The 21,583-nt window shown below is 61.7% G+C and carries 18 protein-coding genes; 11 read left to right on the top strand and 7 right to left on the bottom strand.

What is annotated here, in order from left to right:
• Positions 1–191 precede the first annotated feature (191 nt).
• The 4 genes from AX769_RS03960 to AX769_RS03945 are packed head-to-tail and all read left to right on the top strand — an operon-like array spanning position 192 to position 5,096.
• Entirely contained in the window at positions 192–1,286 is a 1,095-nt protein-coding gene (locus tag AX769_RS03960) for an extracellular solute-binding protein (protein ID WP_157887438.1), read from the top strand.
• A gap of 54 nt (positions 1,287–1,340) precedes the next feature.
• On the top strand, positions 1,341–2,366 hold the full coding sequence (locus tag AX769_RS03955; protein ID WP_204249318.1) for a carbohydrate ABC transporter permease: 1,026 nt from the start codon (positions 1,341–1,343) through the stop codon (positions 2,364–2,366).
• Positions 2,356–3,282 carry a carbohydrate ABC transporter permease gene (locus tag AX769_RS03950; protein WP_157887437.1) on the top strand — a complete coding sequence of 309 codons (927 nt, stop codon included), beginning with the start codon at positions 2,356–2,358 and terminating at the stop codon, positions 3,280–3,282. Before AX769_RS03955 ends, AX769_RS03950 begins: the two co-directional genes overlap by 11 nt.
• Positions 3,282–5,096, top strand: a complete 1,815-nt coding sequence (locus AX769_RS03945) for an alpha-galactosidase (protein WP_066276207.1) — start codon at positions 3,282–3,284, stop codon at positions 5,094–5,096. The genes AX769_RS03950 and AX769_RS03945 overlap by 1 nt, the downstream gene beginning before the upstream one ends.
• 2 nt (positions 5,097–5,098) lie before the next feature.
• Here AX769_RS03945 and AX769_RS03940 read toward each other — a convergent pair whose 3' ends face one another.
• Positions 5,099–6,061: a LacI family DNA-binding transcriptional regulator gene (locus tag AX769_RS03940; protein WP_204249317.1), complete on the bottom strand. Its 963-nt coding sequence runs from the start codon at positions 6,059–6,061 to the stop codon at positions 5,099–5,101.
• 300 nt (positions 6,062–6,361) lie between these two features.
• Between AX769_RS03940 and AX769_RS03935 the strand changes: the two genes are divergently transcribed.
• The 4 genes from AX769_RS03935 to AX769_RS03920 are packed head-to-tail and all read left to right on the top strand — an operon-like array spanning position 6,362 to position 13,957.
• Complete coding sequence (locus tag AX769_RS03935) at positions 6,362–7,924, top strand: amylo-alpha-1,6-glucosidase (protein WP_239451934.1); 1,563 nt, start codon at positions 6,362–6,364, stop codon at positions 7,922–7,924.
• Positions 7,890–10,130, top strand: a complete 2,241-nt coding sequence (locus AX769_RS03930) for an alpha-galactosidase (RefSeq protein ID WP_239451933.1) — start codon at positions 7,890–7,892, stop codon at positions 10,128–10,130. Before AX769_RS03935 ends, AX769_RS03930 begins: the two co-directional genes overlap by 35 nt.
• A gap of 40 nt (positions 10,131–10,170) precedes the next feature.
• Complete coding sequence (locus AX769_RS03925) at positions 10,171–12,882, top strand: hypothetical protein (RefSeq protein WP_204249316.1); 2,712 nt, start codon at positions 10,171–10,173, stop codon at positions 12,880–12,882.
• A 58-nt stretch (positions 12,883–12,940) separates the two neighbouring features.
• On the top strand, positions 12,941–13,957 hold the full coding sequence (locus AX769_RS03920) for an aldo/keto reductase (RefSeq protein WP_066276202.1): 1,017 nt from the start codon (positions 12,941–12,943) through the stop codon (positions 13,955–13,957).
• Between the two features lie 16 nt (positions 13,958–13,973).
• On the opposite strand, the gene AX769_RS03915 is transcribed toward AX769_RS03920, so the two are convergent.
• The gene (locus AX769_RS03915) at positions 13,974–15,230 is read right to left on the bottom strand and encodes an alpha/beta hydrolase (RefSeq protein ID WP_066276199.1); all 1,257 of its coding nucleotides are present in this window, start codon (positions 15,228–15,230) and stop codon (positions 13,974–13,976) included.
• A 74-nt stretch (positions 15,231–15,304) separates the two neighbouring features.
• Here AX769_RS03915 and AX769_RS03910 point away from each other — a divergent pair, with 74 nt between their 5' ends.
• Positions 15,305–15,772 (top strand): MarR family winged helix-turn-helix transcriptional regulator, encoded by a 468-nt coding sequence (locus AX769_RS03910; RefSeq protein WP_066276197.1) that lies wholly within the window; start codon positions 15,305–15,307, stop codon positions 15,770–15,772.
• A 475-nt stretch (positions 15,773–16,247) separates the two neighbouring features.
• Here AX769_RS03910 and AX769_RS23650 read toward each other — a convergent pair whose 3' ends face one another.
• From AX769_RS23650 to AX769_RS03885, 5 genes are all read right to left on the bottom strand, one after another.
• Complete coding sequence (locus AX769_RS23650; RefSeq protein WP_157887436.1) at positions 16,248–16,688, bottom strand: hypothetical protein; 441 nt, start codon at positions 16,686–16,688, stop codon at positions 16,248–16,250.
• Between the two features lie 146 nt (positions 16,689–16,834).
• On the bottom strand, positions 16,835–17,497 hold the full coding sequence (locus tag AX769_RS03900; RefSeq protein WP_066276193.1) for a TMEM175 family protein: 663 nt from the start codon (positions 17,495–17,497) through the stop codon (positions 16,835–16,837).
• A complete protein-coding gene (locus AX769_RS03895; RefSeq protein WP_066276191.1) occupies positions 17,494–18,192 on the bottom strand; it encodes a response regulator transcription factor in 699 nt (232 codons plus the stop codon). Before AX769_RS03895 ends, AX769_RS03900 begins: the two co-directional genes overlap by 4 nt.
• The gene (locus tag AX769_RS03890; RefSeq protein ID WP_066276190.1) at positions 18,189–19,388 is read right to left on the bottom strand and encodes a sensor histidine kinase; all 1,200 of its coding nucleotides are present in this window, start codon (positions 19,386–19,388) and stop codon (positions 18,189–18,191) included. The genes AX769_RS03895 and AX769_RS03890 overlap by 4 nt, the downstream gene beginning before the upstream one ends.
• Positions 19,389–19,892: 504 nt before the next feature.
• The gene (locus AX769_RS03885; RefSeq protein ID WP_157887435.1) at positions 19,893–20,285 is read right to left on the bottom strand and encodes a hypothetical protein; all 393 of its coding nucleotides are present in this window, start codon (positions 20,283–20,285) and stop codon (positions 19,893–19,895) included.
• A gap of 130 nt (positions 20,286–20,415) precedes the next feature.
• Here AX769_RS03885 and AX769_RS23645 point away from each other — a divergent pair, with 130 nt between their 5' ends.
• Both AX769_RS23645 and AX769_RS03880 read left to right on the top strand, forming a co-directional pair.
• Positions 20,416–20,949, top strand: a complete 534-nt coding sequence (locus AX769_RS23645) for an AI-2E family transporter (RefSeq protein ID WP_157887434.1) — start codon at positions 20,416–20,418, stop codon at positions 20,947–20,949.
• Positions 20,907–21,503, top strand: coding sequence for an AI-2E family transporter (locus AX769_RS03880; RefSeq protein WP_066276186.1), 597 nt, complete (start codon positions 20,907–20,909; stop codon positions 21,501–21,503). The genes AX769_RS23645 and AX769_RS03880 overlap by 43 nt, the downstream gene beginning before the upstream one ends.
• Positions 21,504–21,583: the final 80 nt, after the last annotated feature.

Raw genomic sequence — 21,583 nt, 5'->3', positions numbered from 1 at the left:
ACACCCACATAGTCAAAGGCGACCCCATGAAAAAAACCCTCCTGACGGCAGCAGTCGTCGTATCCGCAACCCTTGCTCTGGCTGGATGCAGCCATGCGTCCGGAAACACCTCGTCGGCCGGCGGGTCAGGTCCGACGACGATCACGTTCGCCCACTGGGGCAACAACGACGAAAACGCGACCCTCAAGGCGATGGTTGCCGACTTCGAGACGTCTCACCCCGATATCAAAGTCTCGGCGAACTGGATTCAGAACGACTACGAGCAGCAGTTGCAGACGACGATCGCCGGGGGCACGGCGCCGACCGTCTCACAGATCTCGAACACGTCGCTGGCGAGTTTCGCCTCCACCTACCAGCCGGTAAATCTGACTCCCTCGACGTACTCGTCGCCGAACATCGCCGCCAGCGCGAAGTTTGACGGCAAATACTACGAGACACCCTTCACTGCCAAGGCCAAGGTCATGGTCATCAACAAGAAGCTCTTCGAGAAGAACGGTGTGCCTCTACCCTCAGCGACCACACCGCTCACTCCCGACCAGTTCGCCGCAGACGCGAAAAAGCTCACCTCGGGTTCGGGCAAAACAAAAATCTACGGATCGTCACCCCTGTGGTACCTGGGTTGGCTGACTGCAGAAGGAGGCTCGGAATACAACGAGGCGGGCACCAAATGCACCTTCGACTCCGACGCCGCCGTGCGAGCCGCTCGGCTCGTCGGAGACTCCCAGGCCGAGGACGGATTCGCCCCGACGCTCCTGGACGCTCAGGGCCAGGACATGTTCGGTTGGCTCAGCATCGGCCGTATCGCCATGTATCCCGATTTCGGCCCGTGGAACATTGCCCAGTTGACAGCGCTGAAGAATAGTTCTGATTTCGAGATTGTCCCTGTCCCCGGAAAGGGCGAGCCGATGGAGATCGACGGCCTGGGAATCTCGAAAACCGCGTCGGCTTCACAGACGGCGGCTGCCAAGACCTTCGTAAAGTTCATGAGCACGAACAAGGCGGCGCAGAGCCTGCTGACCACGTCGAAGGCATCGCTCGGACAACCCGTCGTCGACTCCGCGCGGGACAGCTTCCTGGCATCCGCTCCGTCGATGAACCTTCAGGCCTTCTTGTCGGGCGTCGACCAGTCGACCGTCCCGGCCTCGGTGAAGCAGGCCACGGTGATCGAAAGCAAGTTCACGACGGACCTAGCATCCCGGACGGCTGTCGGCTCCGGCAAAGAGGACCCCGCCAAAGTGCTTCCCGAACTGAACAGCGACTGCCAGAGCGCTCTGTCGTCCAACTAGTCGCACGACCGAACGGATCCGTCCATGAACCCCGTCATACGCTCACTTGAGGGCATGCTGCAGTGGATCGGGCTCGCGCCCGGCTTCCGGCCGATCGCTTCGTTCCTGATCCTGGTGGTCGTGCTGGGAGCCTTGGTGGGTGCCCTCGTCTATCTCGGCGTGAAGCGGCGGTGGCTGAGCCACACCACCGCCGCTTTCTGGCTCTTCGCATCGCCGTGGATCTTCGGATTCTTGTTGTTCACGCTTGGCCCCATGATCTACTCCTTGGGTCTCTCGTTCTACAACTGGGATCTCCTGTCGCCTCCGACGTTCGCCGGCATCGCCAACTATCAGAAAGCCGCGAGCGACCCCTTGCTCGGTCAGGCAATCAAGGTGACGTTGACCTACGCCGTGGTCAGCGTTCCCCTTCAGACGGCCCTGTCGCTCCTTGTCGCCATGCTGATGAACATCAAGGTCCGCGGCATCAACGTGTTTCGAACCATCTGGTACATCCCGAGCCTCGTGACCGGCGTAGCCCAGGCAGTTCTCTTCCTCTGGGTTTTCAACCCCAACTACGGTCTCGTGAACGGTGTCTTGGCCGCCGTCGGCATCAAAGGACCGGCTTGGTTTAGTGACTCTCATTGGGCGCTGCCCGCCGTTATCCTAATGAGCCTTTGGACGGTTGGCGGCAACATGGTCATCTACCTCGCCGGGCTGCAGGATGTGCCCGACGAGTTATACGAGGCGGCGCAGCTCGACGGCGCCGGTCGAGTGCGCCTGTTCTGGAGCATCACGGTTCCGCAGATCAGCCCCGTCATCTTCTTCAACGTCGTCACCGGGCTCATCGGATCTATGCAGGTCTTCACTCAGGGCTACCTGCTTTCCCAGAACGGCAACGGACCGAACAATTCGCTTCTCTTCTACGTGTATTACCTCTTCGAGAACGGATTTCAGTTCTTCAAGATGGGATATGCGTCCGCACTCGCATGGATTCTCCTGCTCATGATTCTGGCGTTGACCGCCATCGTGTTCCGTGGGAGCGCCTTCTGGGTCTACTACGAATCCGCCCGCCCTACCGAAAGGCGCCGTCGTGTCCATTGATGAACGAGAGGCTCAAGCCTCGCCTCTAGCCGCATCCGCCGCAGTATCCGTATTTTCTACGCGGCCCCGTCGTCGACGCCGGGTGGCACCTGGCGATGCCTCCCCGCCCCGCAAAGCCGTGCAGGTCGGTGTTCTCGTGCTCGGTAGCGTCCTGTTCGCCTATCCGTTCATCTGGATGATCGCGACGTCTCTCCGCACCCAACTTGGCGTAGCAAGTGGTGGAATCGCGCTCTGGCCCGTGCAGTGGCAGTTCTCGAATTACGTCAACGGGCTGAGCGCCTTCCCCTTCTGGAAATACCTGGCGAACTCCGCGATCAGCACGATCGTGCCCGTCGTCGGCACTGTTGTAATTTCATCCATGGTCGGGTTCGCCCTCGCTCGGATTCCTACACGGGGGGCCAACCTCGTCTTTGGGGTGATCCTTGCCACGATGTTGCTGCCATCCGAAGTAACCCTCGTGCCGCAGTTCATCCTCTTCCGTCAGTTGGACATGATGGATTCCCTTTATCCGATCATCCTGCCGGCCTTCTGCGGTTCGCCATTCTTCATCTTCTTATTCCGGCAGTTCTATCTCCGTCTGCCCGGGGCTCTGACCGATGCAGCGATCATCGATGGAGCCGGCTGGTTGCGTATCTGGTGGGCGGTCTACCTCCCGCTCTCGAAGCCGATCATCGTGGCCGCTGCCGTCCTGCAATTCATGAGCTCCTGGAATAACTTCATCACTCCCGCTATCTATCTCACCTCTGAACGCTGGAAAACTCTGCCGCTCGCCCTTGCCGGATTCTCGTCCATCAACGGCACGAATACCCCCTTGCTCATGGCCACGGCCGTCGTCGTCGTCGTTCCCTGCGTTGCGATCTTTTTCCTCGCGCAAAAGCAGATCGTCGGCGGCCTATCATTCACCGGAAGCCGTTAATGACACTCGAGAACACAACCCTTGACACCGTCTGGTTTCCAGGAGATGGGGAGGCCAAGACCTCCGTCACATTCGACGTGGAGTCACTTCCTCTACTGGTCGGTTCGCTGGCCGTCCCCGAGGGCCATGCCCTCCCGGCCCTACACCAAGAGTCTCTCGGAGGCGACCGCGTGGAACTAATCGTCCGTTCCGCGATGGAGAACTCCGACGGGTTCACAATGACTTTCCGAGCTCCCGTCGTCGATGGCGTAACGCTCTGGCGCCCGGGCAGCACGGCCGACCACGGATCCATCCCCGCGTCGTGGGTTACGCCGGCTCGCACGTCGCCCCTCAATGGAGTTGCCGCCGCGAGTCTCGTCGGCCTCGACGACCGGGCCCTCCTCACCTTCGCCGCGACAGCCGGAGAAGCTCCGATCGAGGTGCGAGCTGGGCTCGTTGAGGAGACAGCCGAGCTTCTCGTCGCGCTGGAAGTGCCGGCCGGTGTTGGCGAACTCCGGGTGCACATTGAGGGCTCGGGCGCGGGCTTCAGCCAGAGCGTGGCGCGTGCCGGCGAATGGCTCTGGCAGGGAGTGCATCGTCCTGACCGCATCAACGAGCAACCGGTCTTTTGCACCTGGTACTTCGCCCACCAGGACATCCAACAATCCGAGATCATTGCGCAGGCGAAGCGCGCTGCAGGGTTGGGATTCCGCACGTTGATCATCGACGACGGTTGGCAGACCTCCGATCGATCGCGCGGCTACGGATCCAGCGGCGACTGGCGCCCCGACCCCAAGAAGCTCCCAGACCCTGCCGAGCTGGTCGAAGCTGTCGGGTTGCTGGGGCTCCGCACGATCTGGTGGGTTGGGACGCCCTTCCTCGGCTACCGCTCCGACGCAATAGGCGAGGACGAACTTCCGCGGGCCTTCGAAGAGCCCTCCATGGACGCAGCCATCATCGACCTCCGCTCGGTCAGGGCGCGACGCGTCCTCGTAGGGCGCCTGGCCGCGCTCCTCAAGAGCACTGGAGCACACGGACTCAAGGTGGATTTCCTGGATCGGTTTGCCACCTCGGATGTCGGCCCGCGCCCCCTCGATGGGGACGTCCCCGACCTGGAGTCCGGCGCCCTGCGTTTTCTGGACGAATTGAACGACGCTCTCACAGGGCCCGATCCGGCGGTCATGATCGAGTTCCGGGAGCCCTACATCGGTCCGATAGCCGGTCGGCACGCGACAATGCTACGCGTGGGGGATTGTCCCCTCAGCCCACTCGAGAATCGACTCGGAATCGTGGATCTCAGGCTGATCGCGCCGGGCAGGCCGGTGCATTCGGACCCCGTCATGTGGAGCGACCACGACAGCCCGGAAAGAGTGGCTCAACATCTAGCGAACGCGTTGTTCGGAGTGCCGCAGGTGTCGGTCGATCTGGTGCGACTCTCACTTGTGCACCGTGATGTCCTGGCTTTCTGGATGGACTTCTGGACCGCGAACGCCGAGACCTTGCTGCACGGGACCTTCACCGCCCATCGTCCCGATCTGCTCTATCCATTAGTCGAGGCCGGTTGCGACGGGACGATCATCATCGCCCGCTATGCACCCACTCCCGTGACTCTACCTACAGGTCAGGCTTGGAGAATTCTGCACATCGTGAATGCCGACACCGCGGGTCTTGTGCTCCTTGGCCCACCTCTATCGGGCTCGATCTCATACTCAATTTTCGATGCCCGCGGCGAGTGCATCGGGGAAGCGCAGTCCTTCCAATTCTCTGGGCCGTGCGCTCTTCCCGTTCCAAGTGGCGGATTACTCACCCTCACCCGCGACGACGCCACGGAGTGACGTCAGGAGTGACGAAGGATGGCGCTTGTCGACGCGCGCTGAACGAGTTCGGGCTCGAACAGCAGCTCCAATTTCTGCACCGGTCGTCCGGCGATGAGGCGCGTCAAAATCGGAACCACGGCCTGCGCGAGGCGCTCAATGGGCTGTCGAACGGTCGTCAGTGGAGGATCGGTAAATTCGAGGGGGTGCGCATCGTCGTATCCGACAACAGACAGGTCTTCCGGAACAAGCAATCCACGGCGCTTGGCCGCCCGGATCGTGCCAAAGGCAATCTCGTCACTGGCCGCAACAACTGCTGTTGGCGCACGATCGGCGAACATCTCAGAGGCGGCCGCATAGCCTCCCTCCACCGAGTATTCGTGATGGATGACCTTCGTCTCAGCTCCGTCCTGGCCTCGGAGGCGCAGAGCCTTTCTGTAACCGCTCACTCGACGGTCGCTCGGGCGGTTTCCGACCGGGCCGGCGATAAGAGCGATATCGCGGTGGCCGAGGTTCCAGAGATGGGCGACGGCGACTTCGGCCGCCAACTCGTCGTCGGTCGACAGCGTCGCCGAGGGCACTTCCCGGAAGGACCCGTTGATGCAAAGGAAGGGAATCTTGCGTGTTTCCAAAAATCGGGGGACGACGGGATCGGCGTTCTCCAAAGTGTTGCTTGCAGAAATGAACACCACGCCGATGGCTCCGAGGTCGACCAACGCGGAAATGAAGTCGAACTCCTGGACGGCGCCGCCCGGTGCCGAACAGATGACGGCGCGCACATCGTGCGAGCTCAGCGCGGCACTGATCCGATCGGCCAATGCTGCGAAAAAAGGATCGATCAGGTGCGGTGTGACGAGGAGGACAACGTTGCTCGATGAAGCTCGCGAATATCCCAACTGGCGCATTGCGTCCTCGACGGTCTTGCGCGTTCCGGGCGCCACTACCCCACGGTTGTTGACCACCCGACTGACAGTTGCTTCGCTCACGCCCGCTGATGCGGCAACTTCTTTCAGTCCGACTCGACTCACCGTCCACCCCCCACTCGTCTGCGGCCTTCAAGAAGGCCACAATTCCAGCATAGGCTTTCATTTGCTTGCACAAATTGATCGTCTGAAAAAGCCAGCCTTGGGACAAGGGTGAGAGGCAACTCGGCCGCAACGATCGGCCCCCGCTTTGAACTGTCCGAGGTCCCGTTTAGCACGCAAGGGTCCTGGCTGAACCTCTCGCAGGTTGTCGGACCGCATACGACAAGTGAGTTCGTCCATCTCGTGTCTCACGTGCAGGGAATGAACGCCGTCCTGCGGCTCGTTCCAACCGCCGGGACGGCGCAGCCCGTCAGCTGCTCCGTCTCGGCCACCCCTAGCCTGTCCATGTGGTCGTCACCGCGCGGTGACATCCGCGCCGTCTTCGACGGACCGAAGGTGATCCGTCTGCGGGGTAACGGGCTGCGCCTCGAGATTTACGACGCCGTCGCCGACCGCCCCTTCACCGGGTCGTATCTTTTCCTCGACCCCGTGAACGACTGTCCGACCTTCAACTCCTACGAGACCGGGCTCCGATATCGCATCACCGCGCTGCACGGCGCCGCCGAAATTGTTCACGGCCCGGACGGGCGAGCGAACGTCGCGGTATCGGGCGGCGACTGGGAGATCGCGATCGAAGAAATTGGTACGGCAAGTCCGCCTTTCCGGCCCTCTCGCGCATTCGCTGCCTGCGAGACGGGGAACCGCGACGCGTTCCGGACCTATCTAGAGAGCATTGCCCCATGGCGGACTGCCGAGACTCCTGCAGCAGAATTGGCAGCCTACGTCTTGTGGTCCGCAACCGTGTCGCCCGCCGGCTTCGTGACCCGCGAGGCGATCCTCATGTCGAAACACTGGATGGACCGCGTGTGGAGTTGGGACAACTGCTTTAACGCGCTCGCCCTGGCACCGGGCCTTCCTGCAGCAGCGCTCGACCAGTTCATGATGACCTTCGATCTTCAAGATCCCTCCGGAGCGCTCCCCGATATGGTTGGCCACTCAGTCGTGTCTTACGGATATGTGAAGCCTCCGGTGCAGGGGTGGACGCTACGAGCGCTTCGACCCCTTCTGGAACTCGAGCCGAGCCAATGGTCTGTCATCCTGAACGGGCTCGAGCGGCAAAGTCGGTTCTGGCTCGACTTTCGGCGACGACCGGGGCAAGCGCTTCCCTACTACCAGCACGGCAATGACAGCGGCTGGGACAACTCCACCGTCTTCGATGGCGACGGTGTCGTCGAGAGTGCGGACCTCGCCGTCCTGCTCGCGATTCAGCTCGACGTCATGGCAGAGATCGGGGACGACCTTGCGGATGCACGCTGCGACGGCTGGAGGCTCCAACGTGACGCGTTGCTGACCGCGGTGGTCGATGAACTCTGGACCGACAAGGGCTTTGCGGCCAGGCGCTCCGATGGCTCTCGGCCGAGTGACGGCAGCCTCCTGAACTTGATTCCGCTGGTGGCGCACGATCTCCTGCCACAGGCCGTGTCCGAGGCGATGGCCGTAAGGGTGGAGGCCTTTCTCACCGACCACGGACTGGCCACTGAGACGGTCGACTCTCCTGACTACCAGTCAGATGGCTATTGGCGGGGTCCCGTCTGGGGCCCACCCACCGTCCTGATCGAGGATGGGCTCAGGTCAGCCGGCTACGTCGAGCTCGCTGACGACATCAGCCAACGTTTTCGGCTCCTTTGCGAAGCCGAGGGCTTCGCTGAGAATTTCGACGCCTTGACCGGACGCGGCCTCCGCGACCTGGCCTACACATGGACAGCCAGCTGCTACCTGCATTTGGCTCGTGCAGCCACTCTTCGACAGACACCTCTCGTTTGACACCCCGCCCACCTTCTTTTGCGACATTCCACCGCATTTCCCGGAGACTCTCATGGCCATAAGTGTTCCCTTCATCCACCTTCGACGCAGTGGCGTCAGCGTCGTCCTCGCCGTCAACGATGGTCGACTTCCGCGGATCCTCCACTGGGGTGCGGATCTGGGAGACCTGTCCCCGGAGGATCTCGCCGCGGTCTCTGCGACCGCGAAACCGCCGATGGCTCACAACCCCAACGACCAGGCCTGGGACATCTCACTTCTCCCCGAATACGAGGCGGGCTGGGTCGGTCGACCGGGGATCGACGGATCACGAGCCGGGCGTGACTGGTCGCCGTCCCTTGCGGCCGGGCCCGCCTCGCTCGCGCAGGACGTCACGAGCGACGACGGTCGTCTTTGCGATCGGGTCGCTTGCACTGCCGCGGACGCAGTAGCTCAACTGATGATCACCCTCGAAATCGAGCTGCTCGAATCGGGCCTCCTGCGTGCCCGGGCGACGCTCAAAAACGACGGTGACACGTACCAATTGCAGGCCCTTCGACTCGCATTTCCCGTGCCCACGGAAGCCGGAGAACTCCTCGACTTCACGGGCCGACACATGCGGGAGCACTCGGCGCAACGCTCGCCGTTCACGGTGGGAGTGCATTCGCGAGAGCAGCGTGGTGGGAGAACCGGCCTAGACGCGGCTTACCTGCTCATCGCCGGAGTCGCCGGCTTCGGCTACCGCGGAGGCCAGGTCTGGGCAACTCACTTAGCGTTCAGCGGCAACCAGAACCTTTACGCGGAGCGAATCTACAACGGAGCACGCGTCATTGGAGGATCCGAACTCCTGCAGAGCGGCGAGGTCGTTCTCACGACGGGCGAGGCGTACACCTCGCCGTGGTTCTTAGGCTCCTACGCCGACGGGCTGGACGCCATGAGTGCCCGTTTCCATGAGCACGTGCGAACAGGACGGGCGTACCCCCGATCTCCTCGACCCGTCGTCATCAACACGTGGGAGGCGGTGTACTTCAAGCAAGACCTCGCCGTCCTGACCGAGCTCGCGGATCACGCAGCAGAGCTCGGAGTCGAACGCTTCGTGTTGGACGATGGCTGGTTCGGATCCCGCCGGGATGATTCCTCCGGACTCGGAGACTGGACGGTCTCGAAACAGGTATGGCCAAATGGTCTCGGACCCCTTATCGACCATGTAAAAAGTCTTGGCCTTGACTTCGGTCTCTGGGTCGAGCCGGAGATGGTCAATCGTGATTCCGACCTCGCGCGGGAGCACCCGGAATGGCTGTTCGAAGCAGGTGGTCGACACGGTTACAGTTCGCGTCGCCAGCACGTCCTCGATCTCACCCATCCGGAGGCATATGACTATATTTTCGCCGCGCTAAACGATCTCCTCACGCGCTACGACATCGCCGCCCTCAAGTGGGACCACAATCGTCAACTCGTCGAAGCCGGCCATCAGCCGGACGGACGTCCGGCCATTCACAAGCAGAACCTTGCGGTGTACAGGCTCATGGATGAACTCCGCTCGGCTCATCCTGGACTCGAACTCGAATCGTGCGCGTCGGGAGGGGGACGGGTGGACCTCGGCATCCTCGATCATGCGCAGCGCGTCTGGGGAAGCGACACCGTCGATCCCCTGGAACGCCGTCGGATGCACCGCGAGACGACTCTCGTTGTTCCGCCGGAACTCATCGGGTCACACGTGGGTTCGTCGCCATCGCACACCACGGGACGCCAGCACAGCCTGGACTTCCGCGCCCAGACTTCGATGTGGAATCACTTCGGTCTTGAACTCGACGTTCGAACCCTGGACCTCGGTGACACGGCGCTACTCGCAGAATGGATCCAGTTCTACAAGGCCAATCGCCTCCTGCTCCACACTGGGACTGTCGTCAACTCCGATCATCCCGACGAAGGTCTTCGCATTTCCGGAGTTGTCAGCCGTGACCTCGAAAAGGGTCTTTTCAGCGTCACTGCCATGAGCCGATCGGTGACCTGGCCTCCCGGCCGGGTCGCGCTGCCCGGGCTGGACCCCAAGCGTGTGTATGCCGTCAGCGTCCCGTTCCAGAATCGCCTCGGAGAAGTCTCAGACTCTCAGCCCGACTGGATGCGGGATTCGTTGACGATGTCGGGTCGCGTCCTCGGCAGTGCTGGACTCCAATTGCCCACCCTTCGACCTGAGCAATCGTTCCTGCTTCGAGTCACCTCCATTTGATTCCTGCAGCGCGTCTGCAACCACTGAAAGACATACGACCATGACCGACTTGTCATCCCACCGCAACCCTGGAATCGTCTTCGTGCCCCACACCCATTGGGATAGGGAGTGGTACGAGCCCTTCCACGTGTTCAGATTTCGCCTCGTCGAGGCGCTGGACGACGTCCTGGACCGGATCGAGGGCGACGCCGGCTTCCGGTTTACCCTCGACGGACAGACAGCAGCCATCCTCGACTACCTCGAAATGCGACCTGAGAATGAAGACCGCGTTCGAGCAGCCGTACTCCGAGGCCAGCTTTCTCTGGGGCCTTGGCTCATCCTGATGGACGAATTCCTTTCCAGCGGAGAGACCATCGTTCGTAACCTTCGGTTGGGCCACCAGGCGGCAGAACGTCTAGGCGGCGCCTCAAGCATCGGCTATCTGCCGGATATGTTTGGCCACATCGCGCAGATGCCGCAGATTCTGAGAAAAGCGGGCCTCGAGCACACGGCCCTATGGAGAGGTGTCCCAGGGCGGGTCAGTGGACACGCGTTTCGCTGGTCGGCTCCGGACGGTTCCTCGGTCAGGGTCGAGTACCTCTTTGATGGGTACGGGAATGGCATGGACATCCTGCTCACCCCCGACGAATTGACGAGGAGTATTCGGGACTACCGCGGAGTGACGGCCGACCGGTGGGGCGAAGACGACGTCCTGGCGATGGCTGGCACCGACCATGCACTTCCCAATCCTCGGCTCATGACGTTGGTCAGGGAGCATGACAGCGAGGAGCTTCCCATCCGGGTTGCGACGCTCGAGGAGTACCTGTCGAACTTTGTGGACGGATCGGATCTCGTCGCCGTCCACGGCGAGCTTCGCAGCCATGCGCGCGGCAACATCCTCCCCGGGGTGCTTTCGATTCGGAAGAATTTGAAGGAGGCAATGGCACGGGCTGAGCGGACTGTGGACGACGCTGAGAGGCTCGCCGCTCAGTGGACCATGAGGTCATTCGAACCTTTCTTCGACATGGCGTGGCACAAAATCGTCGAGTCAACGGCTCATGATTCCGTGGTGGGGTCTGGAACCGACGAGACGGTGGAGCAGGTCGCTTCGCGCCTCGCAGAGGCCACCCACGCTGGTCGTGCGATTCGCGATTCCGTTCTGGCCGAATTGGCCGCAACGGTCGGGCCGAGCGGCTTCGTTGTCGCCTCCACCTGCGCGATGGACCGAACCGGGGTCGTCGAGGTCGACGTGCCGGTGGCCGTCGATCCCGCCAACGTCGTAGCCATCACGGGAGACGGCGTTGTTGTTCCTGCCCAGTTTCTTCACGACTCTCCAGAAGTGCTCGCGGACGAGACTATGGCGGCGGCGGCGGTCCATCGCGTTCTCCGTCGCATCCACAGACGCGAGTTGTTTGGACTTCAAATCGACCACTATTCGATCGAGCCGGGCGAGCTGACCTTCCACCTGGCCGAGGTGGCAGTGGAACCGGAATTCGACCTGCTCGACCTGCTTAGTCGCCTCACACAGGCGACAAAGGAGGCCAAGGGCCAGTGGCGAGTCCGGACCCTCGCTCAACGACGATCCCGCGTCCTTGTGGCACTGCCGGTTCCCGCCTCCGGGGTGGCGTCCTTCACGGTGACCGGCGCCCAGAGCGCCCTCGACGTGATCGGTTCGACCGGCACCCACCCGACGCCGAGGGCGTCGCAGCAGGCGCGAAGCACGAGCCGGTCCGTCGACAACGGCCTTGTCCGCGCCGTCGTTACCGACGACGGGTGCTTCAGCGTGACCGCCGCTGATGGGACCACACTGAGTGGCGTCGGAAGGCTCGTGGACGGGGGCGATCGCGGAGACAGCTACAACTACGGAAGCTTGAATCACGACGTCGTCGTGGACGTACCGGAGTCCGTGAATGTGTCGGTCGTCGAAGACGGGCCGGTTCGCGCCATCCTGCGAGTCGATCGGACCTATGCCTGGCCTGCTGCCCTGGATGAGGACGTCGATCGCCGAAGCGCCGCGACCGTGTCCGTTGCGACTTCCACGTTCATCGAGGTCCGAATCGGGGAACCCTTCGTCCGGCTCAGTGTGGCGTTCGTAAATGCAGCCAAGAATCATCGACTTCGCCTGCATATTCCACTTCCGGAGCCTGTCACTCACTCGGAATCCGAAGGGCAATTCTCGGTGACTCGGCGCGGCCTCGAGGGGGAGGGCGGATGGGGAGAATTTCCGCTTCCCACGTATCCTGCCAGTTCGTTTGTCACTGCCGGCCCCGCGACCCTCCTTCTCACTCATCCGAGTGAGTACGAGATTGTCGAGAACGGACGCGAACTCGCCCTCACCCTTCTGCGAGCCGTAGGAGCCATCAGCGTGAATCTGCATCCACTGCGCGACGAACCCGCCGCCAGCGAGATCCCGATTCCGGGAGCACAGGACCTTGGGATTCATCATTGGACGAGTGTCGCGATCCTGCCATCTCCGCACGGATACGAGGATGCTGAAGCCGTCCGTCTCGCCGACGAGTTTCGTCGAGACCTCCTCGTTGCCCGTGGAACGGGAGAAGTCCTTCACCTCCCGGGCTCCCGGGCGGGGCTCAGAGTCGAGGGGCGCGGCGTAGCGGTCAGCGCCATCCACAGGATCGGCGACGCCATCGAGGTTCGACTCATCGCCATGACGGACACCCCGACCTCGGCTCGAATCGGGGGGCGTTCGACTCGGTCGTGCACGTCGATCTGCTCGGAAGCGAGACGACTCGCGCGAGTGCGGACGGCGACCTGACAGTGCATTTGGGTCCTTGGGAGATCTGCTCGATTCGACTTCTCAACGCCGAGGCAGAATGAACTCGTCTCCTGGATTCGCTGCGGCGCCTGAGCGTTACGCGGCGCTGCCCTACGAACGAGCGGGGCGCAGCGGCCTTCGACTTCCTAAAATCTCCCTCGGCCTGTGGAACAACTTCGGCACCGACCGCTCAGCCGACACGCAGAGCGATATCGTCCTTCACGCGTTCGATCGAGGCGTGACCCACTTCGATCTCGCCAACAACTACGGGCCGCCACCGGGAGCCGCTGAATGTCGCTTCGGCGAGATTATTGCACACGATCTTCTCCGCTACCGGGACGAGCTCGTTGTGTCGACCAAGGCTGGCTACGACATGTGGCAAGGGCCGCACGGATCCGGCGGCTCGCGCAAGCACATGCTGGCCTCCCTCGACCAGAGCCTGGCTCGCCTCAACCTCGACTACGTCGACATCTTCTACTCGCATCGGCCCGATCCGGATACGCCGATTGAGGAGACAGCCTCAGCCCTTGCGGATGCCGTTCGATTCGGCAAGGCGCTTTATGTCGGGATCTCGAATTACTCTCCCGAAGAGACGGTGGCAGCTGCTGAGGCTCTTGAATCTGAAGGCGTGCCCCTGTCTTTGCATCAGCCGCGCTACAACATGTTCGATCGTGTCGCCGAGCAAGGACTCTTCGATGTTCTGATCGACCTCGGAATTGGATCGGTCGCATACGCGCCCTTAGCCGGCGGTCTACTCTCTGGGCGTTACCTGAAAGGTTCCGCTCCGAGCGGATCGCGAGGAGCCGCGAGTCGTTGGTTTGATGGAGACGCAACGAACCCCGACTACCTGCTTCGCGTGGCGGCTCTCCAGGAGATCGCTTCCGCGCGAGGACAGACACTCCCGCAATTGGCCCTCACTTGGGCCCTTCGTCACAAGGCGGTGACGTCCGCCCTCATTGGGGCCTCGTCCGTCAACCAACTCGACGATTGCCTGGACAGCCTAAGGGGCGATCCACTGACCAACGACGAGGTGCGGGCCGTGGACGACTTCGCCGTGGACGGCACCGCACCCTGAAGAACTCTTGCCGGAGTTAGCGACGTGCCTGCTCGAGCGACACAGGCATTTCGCCGTTCCACCATGTGGGGTCGGCCGATCCGTCCGTCGTGTCGCCGTCGGTGTGCACGAAGTACCGCTCGTCCATGCTCGTTCCGTCGAACTCTCCCGTGAGGGCGCGCGAGAGCCAATCGGCTCCGAACCGGCACATTTCGGCTGCGACGCCTCCGAGCGGGTGAAACTCACCCTCGAAGACGCGCATCTGCTTGGGTGCCGTGATCTTCTCGTAGGTGGCGAGTGCCTCCTCGAGTGGCGTGAGCTCGTCGAACTCGCCCTGCGCCATGAGGACGGGGATGTCAATGTCGCGCACTCGGTCGCCGAGCGGCATCCGGCGGGCGATCTCTGAGTCGAAGAGCGTCTCGTCCGTGTAGCCGGTCATGTAAAGGTAGTTGTTCTTGAAGGTCGGCTGAGCGCGTTCGAAAATCGTTTCGAACGTTCCGGTCACGCCCTCGAACGATGCGAGTGCACGCAGGCCGTGGTCTTTTCTCGACGCTGCGGCGAGGCCCCAGTGTCCACTCATGCTGATGCCGAACATGCCAATCCGTCCGGCATCTACTTCGTCCAGAGCAGCCAGGTAGTCGACGTAAGCGTCGATGGCACGTGAGTAGTTGTCGAGGTCGACGGTGAGCCCTTCTGACCGGGTCTGCCCCTGCCCGGGACCCTCGATGGAGAGGGCAACGACTCCCTGCGATGTGTAGTAGCGCTCGGCGATTTGGATGTAGTCCTCTTTGATCATGTCCATGCCCGGTCCCAGAATGACTGCGGACGCGTTCCGTGCCGGAGTCGAAGGAAGATGGAGCAGCGCGAAGAGGGTTTTACCCTCGAAGGGGATCTCGACCCGGCGCACGACGCCCCCGCGAAGTTCCGCTAGGCGGTCGACGGCGTGGTCGCAGTGCTCGCGCAGCATGATCTTTCGCGGATCGGTGCTGTCGAAGATCGAGTACTGGGCCCGTCCGAACATGACTGCCGCCCGCGTGTAAAGATCGGCGGCGGTGCGGCCGTAACCGTGCTCCTCGTGGTGCTGGGCGCGTTGCTCGGCCTGGAAGGCGATGGTCGCCCATGCCTTCGGCAACATGGCACCGCTCTTCACTAGGGCGAACACTTTGTCGAAGTCAGTGGCGTTGTGCCCCAGTTCGACCATGGTGCCTTTGGCCTGAGGGTGCAGAGCATCGAATCCCCCTTGGGCGAGAGCGATATCGAGCGCCCAGCTCTGACCAGTGGATCGTGTCGTCATGATTTCTCCTAAGTACTTATCGAATAAGTTCTTAGCTAGTATGCTGAGGCGACCGGCCGAAGTCAAGGAGGAGTATGAACGAGCGCGAAAAAGGCGAATCGGCAAACAAGCAGGAGGCGCTCCAGTCCCTGTCGCGAGCTGCGTACCGATTGAGTAGTGCCGATGCACGCCTCCGAGGGCGGGCGACGCGGGGCGACGAAGCACTTTCGCTTCCTCAGGCGCGAGCACTCGGCGCCCTGGCCGCGCGCGGTGCACTGACGGTCGCGCAGCTGGCCGACGCCGTCGAGATTTCCGGTGCGGGGACAACGCAGCTGCTGCACCGCCTCGAACGGGAAGGGCTGGTGGAACGAAGGCGCGGACAGCAGAAGGACCAGCGAGCCGTGACGGTGCACTTGACGCCAACGGGTCGCGCGCGGCATGAGTCCCGGGCCGCGTTTCTCGACGCTCGGCTCTCCCGGACGTTCGGCGCTCTCTCCGCCGCGGAGACGGTAGGGATCGCGGACGCACTGCTGCAGCTTGCCGCGCTGTACGACGACCTGTAGGTCGTCGCGGCAGGCTGACTTATACGACGCTTGTGCTGCTGTCCTTGAAAGCGAGGTTCGGTAAGCGATCCGCCGTCGAAGGCATTTCTCGAACGACCAGCCGGCGCTGAAGGTTAGGGACTGGCGGTCCAGGAATGGCGAGCGAACGGGCAAACCCCACGGGGAGAAAGTGAGGCGGCCAACCGACCTGGTTCAAACGGCAGCTCCAAACACATCCTCCGCTGCCTCAAAGGAGCCATCGCCCCCAAAAAACGTGCACGTCCCGGCCCCGTTGAACGCACGGATGACCGTGGAGACTTCCGCGACAACGGCCAACTGACCCCTGTCCGCGCGGCCGAACGTCTCGGGACCGTCTTGGCCCGCATCAGCGAGTTGGAACGAAGCACACGCCTGACTGCTCAATCGTCACCGCCTGCTGCCCCCGACTCACCGTCGCTTAACGCCATTGGCGCGTCATCGGCGGAGACCGGCTATTTCAGTCACCTGCCGTTGTGAATCTCGTCACGAACGCAACCAAGCAGCCGCCGAGAAAGGCGATAAGAGCAATTGCACCCATCACGGGGAAGAAGGCCGTGATCAGGATGCTGCCGACCGAGCCGGCTGCCAAGGCTACAGCCGCACCGGTATCGCGTCCGCGAACGTGATGGGGCCGACTTGCTTTCCGGTTGAGCGCTGCCGCAACGCCGAAAACAAACACGAGGATGAGCACGATATTGGCCTCAATGATCAGCATGGCGAGTGCCGATGCGCTCGAGGCTGCAACTAGCGTCGCCGTTACGGGGACGCAAAAAACGGAAGCAACCCACAGCAATGGACGAGCAAGCCCGAGAGGCTGGCGCTCGTCCCGCGTATCTAGCCACTTCGCTGCCGCCCAAACTCCTGCCATTAACGCGACGGCAGCTGTGGAGATGACCATCAGTCGTACTGCAGCTCCGGCGAGCCCGAATGTACTCAGGTCTCCGCTTGGCCTTCCGAGGAGCGAGCCGACAGTGAGAAGGAACGCGAGGGACGGAAAAGCGACGGCCAGACGGCGAGGACTCGAAGAGGCCGACCCGGAGGAGCTCACGCGTCTTGCCTGTCCGGATCGCCGTCATGCTTCTCCCCAAAGGAATAGCCCAAAGCACGGCCCAGGATGCCACCAGGGATCAGAAGAAGGAGCGGCTTCAGACCCCAATGCGGAACCGTCACCGTAAGTATGAACGCAACTAGTACGAAGAGAACGTCAACAACGGCTCCGATGAATCCGGGACGCAGATTAACGTCTTCTTCCTGAAGGGCGGGAGTGCGGAAAGCGATCGTGTACTCGACGAATAGGGCGGCTGTCGCAAGCAACAGAGTTCCGACGTAGACCGCCGAATTCGGAAACTTAGTGTCACTTGCAGAAGACAGGACATCCATGGGGAAGGGAATGAACACAATTGCCAGCAGCCAGACGATGTGGGTCCACATAAGTGGGGGCGTGTACGCCTGGATGTCTCGGTAAAGGCCGTGATTATCGACCCACAGCTTCGCGATCACGAGGAAGGTGATGAAGAAGGTGATGAACTTGCCGCTGTGCTGGTTGAGGATCGCGAGGACATTGGCCCCGGGATCGGCTGTCGCCAGGCCCGTAATCGGAAACACAAGCAGAGTGATGGCGATCGCGACGACGCCATCGCTGAGTGCGTTGAGGCGGTCAAATCCGCGTTGGAAGACGGGCGGCGTCCACCGCGGTACGGGACTCACCGAGTGAACTCCGGAGCATCTCCACCTACCGTGAGCGCGTATCGGACGGCGTCCGCACGTGAGTGGAGGTCTGCTTTGGTGAAGATGTTGTTGATGTGGGTCTTGACCGTCGCTTCGGAGATGGTCAGTGCGTCGGCAATGTCGCGGTTTCTGAGACCTGCACCAATGAGTTGCAAGATTTCCTTCTCTCGCTGGGTCAGGAGCGATGACGCCTCGGTCCTAATAGGCCCCAATTTGCCGGCAGAGTCGCGACCAGTTGCGCCTCCGCGGGCCGATACGGAAGACGCCAGTCGTAAGAGCCTAGTCTGGACTTCGGGGTCAAGTACCGACTGGCCAAGATGGGCGCTTCTCACGGCTTGTGCTATCTGAAAGTGATCGGCGTCTTTGGTCAAGTACCCAAGGGCTCCTGCTCGGAGTGCCCGAAGAATCGACTCATCGTCCTCAAACGTGGTGAGCACAACTATCGAGATAGCGTCGTTTGCATCCACGATGTGTTCAGTGGCCTCGGCGCCGCCCATGACAGGCATGTTCAAGTCCATGAGCACAACGTCAGGGCGCAATTTACCTGCCAGTTCAACTGCCTCCTGGCCGTTAGCGGCCGTGCCGACCACGTCGAGATCCTCAACTAGTCCGAGCATGACCTCAAGCGCCTGCCGGACGGCCGTCTGATCGTCAGCAATGAGCAATCGGATCATCGGGGCAACCTCATTGAGACGGACCACCCTGTTGGGGTGTTGCCATCGGCGTAGTCATAGGGATCCTCGATCGGGCCGGCAATGACTATGCCGCCAAGAAGGCCTGCCCGTTCCTTCATACCCTCGAGACCCATTCCTATTCCTTCCTCTATTGCCTGGTCGCGACCCGCCCTCTCGGACGGCCCGTTGAGAACACGCAGGACTACGAAGGCGTCTGGCGAATCAACGTCAGAGAATGTGAGCTCGGTCCAGATATCGGCGCCTGGAGCATGCCTGTGTGCATTAGTGAGACTTTCTTGCGCGGCCCGGATGAGCGTCTGCGAGGTCTCGACGTTCAAGAGCCCAGGCTCGCCGTTCACCACGAAGGTCGCACCGAACGATGAAGCGATCGCTTGGATCGTATCGGTCAACGGCTTTGGATCTTCGTTTAGAGCGTGGACTGCCCGGCGGGTCTCTCCAATTCCGGACTTGGCTAATGTTCGGGCCCGTCGCACGGCCGCGATGGATTCTCCTAGTCGATCGTGGGTATAGAGGGTGTCTGCCATGTCTAATTGGATGGAAATGGCCGACAGTGAGTGACCGAGAACATCGTGGATCTCGCGCGCGATCCTCCCGCGCTCTAGGAGCGCCGCTTCGCGAGCTTCCGACAGACGGGCCCGTTCCGACTCAATGGCCGCCTCTTGTGCAGCTTCCAATGCAGCCGCGCGCTCCCGGCGCGCAATACCGATATATACGGGCAGGCCTGCTGTAAGGCCTAGCCACCACGGCCACCCCTGCGGACTGAACTGATCCACGATGAAGCTCGACGCGGCGCACGTCACCGCCGCGACGACGGCCACCGCGATGGCCACTAGCCGCGCCTCAATCAGCTGACCGGCGTAGAGGGCCGCCAGGAAGACGAACCCAACCGAGAATGTTTCGATCGGCACTGCGAACAGAATCCCGGACAGGATGGCAAACACGAGCAGGAGCGCAATTCGCATCGCGGATGGCGTGCGCTGCGCCGGCAAGAGAGTCCATAGAGCAAGGAGGCCTACCGGCGCGAAGAGCAGCCAGCCGAGTCGAGTCGCTGGCGCATGACTCTCAACGAGCTGCGTCGCGACTACGGCGACGAATGCCACGATCAAGAACGGCCGAAGTAGGCGATCGCTGAAGGCTGCCGCCTTCCTCGGGTAGTTCTGTCTGCCGACGATCAATCACCCTCCCTTACACGGTTCTCTTATTAGCCACCGTAGAGGCCGTGGCGCACCTTGGAGTGCTCCCACAAGCGTAGATATGGGTGGAGAACACTCTCCACCCGCCAGATCGTCCACGTGACGAAATGGTGAGCGCGAACTCGAATCGTCGGTTCGTTCAGGGCCGGACCACGTTTATGGGGAGCAAGTTTGATCCAAGATCCGATCGATCGGATCCTCATCATCGCCTCGGCGCCACGATGAGGATCCCTGCGCCCCCGGTAATGGCCTCCCGGGACAGAGGAAGCGAGCCCGCACTTCGCCCTCCAGGTTGAGAGTCGACGGAGGTATGTCCTCGATCACGACCGTCCGTCCACCTTCCGGAGTGAGCGCAGCATCAACTCATCTCGGCCAGCGCTCGAAAGGGGCTCGCGGCTCCTCTGCGTGGAATCACTCGCGCAGCAGACAAGACAAGCGGATGCAACGACCTCACCCCGAGCGGTCCAGGAAGAGCGCTCAGCTTGGTCAGGATGACAAGGCCACGATCGTCAGCGTCTTCTCGATGATGAACGAGGCTGGAGCAAACAGGACAATCGTGAGCGCGATCGTCGAGACGGGATTCAGACGTCGTGCACTGAATGCGGGCGGCTGTTGATTCCGACTCGCGAGGGCGCACATCGCTCCAGCAACGACGGCGAGACAAACGCTTACGACAACGGACAATCCGAAGATGATGCTTGACCCGACGAAGACGATTACGCCCCACGGGGGCGCGGCGTCAAATGGGACGAAAAGCGCTGCAATGGCGACGAACCAACCTATGGCGATCGAAATGACTGCTGCACGGATAACTCGGCCCGCTCGAGTCATCGAGGACGAGGTGGTCGAGGTGGGAGTCACATCAGAAACACGAGTCATGCCAAAACGATAGGAACGAGATGCCACATGAACATGGCCTCACTGGCGTATCTGGGGTGGATAAAAACCTCCACCCCAGATGGGGCGACGGCCCCAGGTAGCCCCTGAGTCTCCTTCATACGCTGAGTGGATGCCCGATCAATCAGCCCTTCCGAATGCAAGCCCCAAAGAAAAGGCACGCATAGGCATTGCGGGCCGTCCATTTACGGTCGGCTTCCTCGGCATTTTGGGAGCCGGAGCAGGACTCGTTGTTCTCGGCGGTGTTGCAGCATTGTCGACTGTTCTCACCTACACGACCATCGCGTTTTTTCTCGCGCTCGCTATCGAACCGCTCGTCACCGTCGCCGCCCGGCGCGGAATACGGAGAGGCCCCGTGGTCGGCGGAGTGTTCATCGTCGGCGCAGCCGCCGTCGCTGGCTTCGGATTCGTTGCGGTTCCGGAGATCGTACGTGAGACCGAAGCGTTGATTCGGCGTGCTCCTTCGGCCATCGCGGAATTGTCGAAACAAAGCTGGTTCCAACCGCTCGACATATCGATGTCCCGATCACGGGTCACGTCAACCCTAGAGACGTTCCTGCAGAGTCCAAGCCACCTGAAGACCATCGGGGAGGTTTGTTATCGGTGGGAACAGGGGTTGTCAGCGGGATCTCCGGAATCGTCATAGTCCTCATCCTCACCGTCTATTTCAGCGTGGCCCTCCCCCGTCTCACGGAACGCGCCTTCCAGTTCGTACCGGCAAGCAGGGCAACGGGAGCGCGAAGCGTATACGACGACATGACCCATTCAGTTGGTCGCTACGTCGCTGGCCAAGTACTCATCGCGGCCGTCAATGCAACGTTGACCTCAATCCTGCTTCTTATATTCCATATACCTGGCGCAGTTCTACTCACCGCAATCGCGTTCCTTGGCGGGCTCATCCCTGTCGCCGGGACGATTGTCGAGGCCATCATCGTCATTTCCGTGGCTTTATTTACGTCGCCCGTGGCATTCATCGCCGCCATCGCGTTCTTCGTGATTTACCACCCGCTAGAGGCCTATGTGATTCACCCGCGGGTAATGGCGCGAGTCGTCCATGTATCTGGAACACTGATCGTTCTTTCGGTCTTAGGCGGCGCCGCACTGGGAGGTGTCCTCGGCGCACTCATTGCAGTCCCCGTTGTGGCGGCCAGCACGATATTCGCCGACCGTGTCGTGATACCTAGGCAGAAGGCTCGATAACCCGCGGGTGGACGCACTTCCTCCACCCGAAAATACGGTGTCTGCCCGATTCTGCAACCTGGGTTGGTCGGCATTCTGGT

Source organism: Frondihabitans sp. PAMC 28766 (genome assembly GCF_001577365.1).
Lineage (GTDB): Bacteria > Actinomycetota > Actinomycetes > Actinomycetales > Microbacteriaceae > Frondihabitans.
Note: the sequence above shows the minus strand (reverse complement) of the source record. Positions and strands in the feature narration are given on the sequence as shown.

Excerpts from the sequence above, each read along its gene's own strand:
- AX769_RS03960 (WP_157887438.1), top strand. The coding sequence starts at position 192 with ATGGTTGCCGACTTCGAGACGTCTCACCCCGATATCAAAGTCTCGGCG.
- AX769_RS03955 (WP_204249318.1), top strand. The coding sequence starts at position 1,341 with ATGCTGCAGTGGATCGGGCTCGCGCCCGGCTTCCGGCCGATCGCTTCG.
- AX769_RS03945 (WP_066276207.1), top strand. The coding sequence starts at position 3,282 with ATGACACTCGAGAACACAACCCTTGACACCGTCTGGTTTCCAGGAGAT.
- AX769_RS03935 (WP_239451934.1), top strand. The coding sequence starts at position 6,362 with ATGAACGCCGTCCTGCGGCTCGTTCCAACCGCCGGGACGGCGCAGCCC.
- AX769_RS03925 (WP_204249316.1), top strand. The coding sequence starts at position 10,171 with ATGACCGACTTGTCATCCCACCGCAACCCTGGAATCGTCTTCGTGCCC.
- AX769_RS03920 (WP_066276202.1), top strand. The coding sequence starts at position 12,941 with ATGAACTCGTCTCCTGGATTCGCTGCGGCGCCTGAGCGTTACGCGGCG.
- AX769_RS03915 (WP_066276199.1), bottom strand. The coding sequence starts at position 15,230 with ATGACGACACGATCCACTGGTCAGAGCTGGGCGCTCGATATCGCTCTC.
- AX769_RS03910 (WP_066276197.1), top strand. The coding sequence starts at position 15,305 with ATGAACGAGCGCGAAAAAGGCGAATCGGCAAACAAGCAGGAGGCGCTC.
- AX769_RS23650 (WP_157887436.1), bottom strand. The coding sequence starts at position 16,688 with ATGGTCATCTCCACAGCTGCCGTCGCGTTAATGGCAGGAGTTTGGGCG.
- AX769_RS03895 (WP_066276191.1), bottom strand. The coding sequence starts at position 18,192 with ATGATCCGATTGCTCATTGCTGACGATCAGACGGCCGTCCGGCAGGCG.
- AX769_RS03885 (WP_157887435.1), bottom strand. The coding sequence starts at position 20,285 with ATGACTCGTGTTTCTGATGTGACTCCCACCTCGACCACCTCGTCCTCG.
- AX769_RS23645 (WP_157887434.1), top strand. The coding sequence starts at position 20,416 with ATGCCCGATCAATCAGCCCTTCCGAATGCAAGCCCCAAAGAAAAGGCA.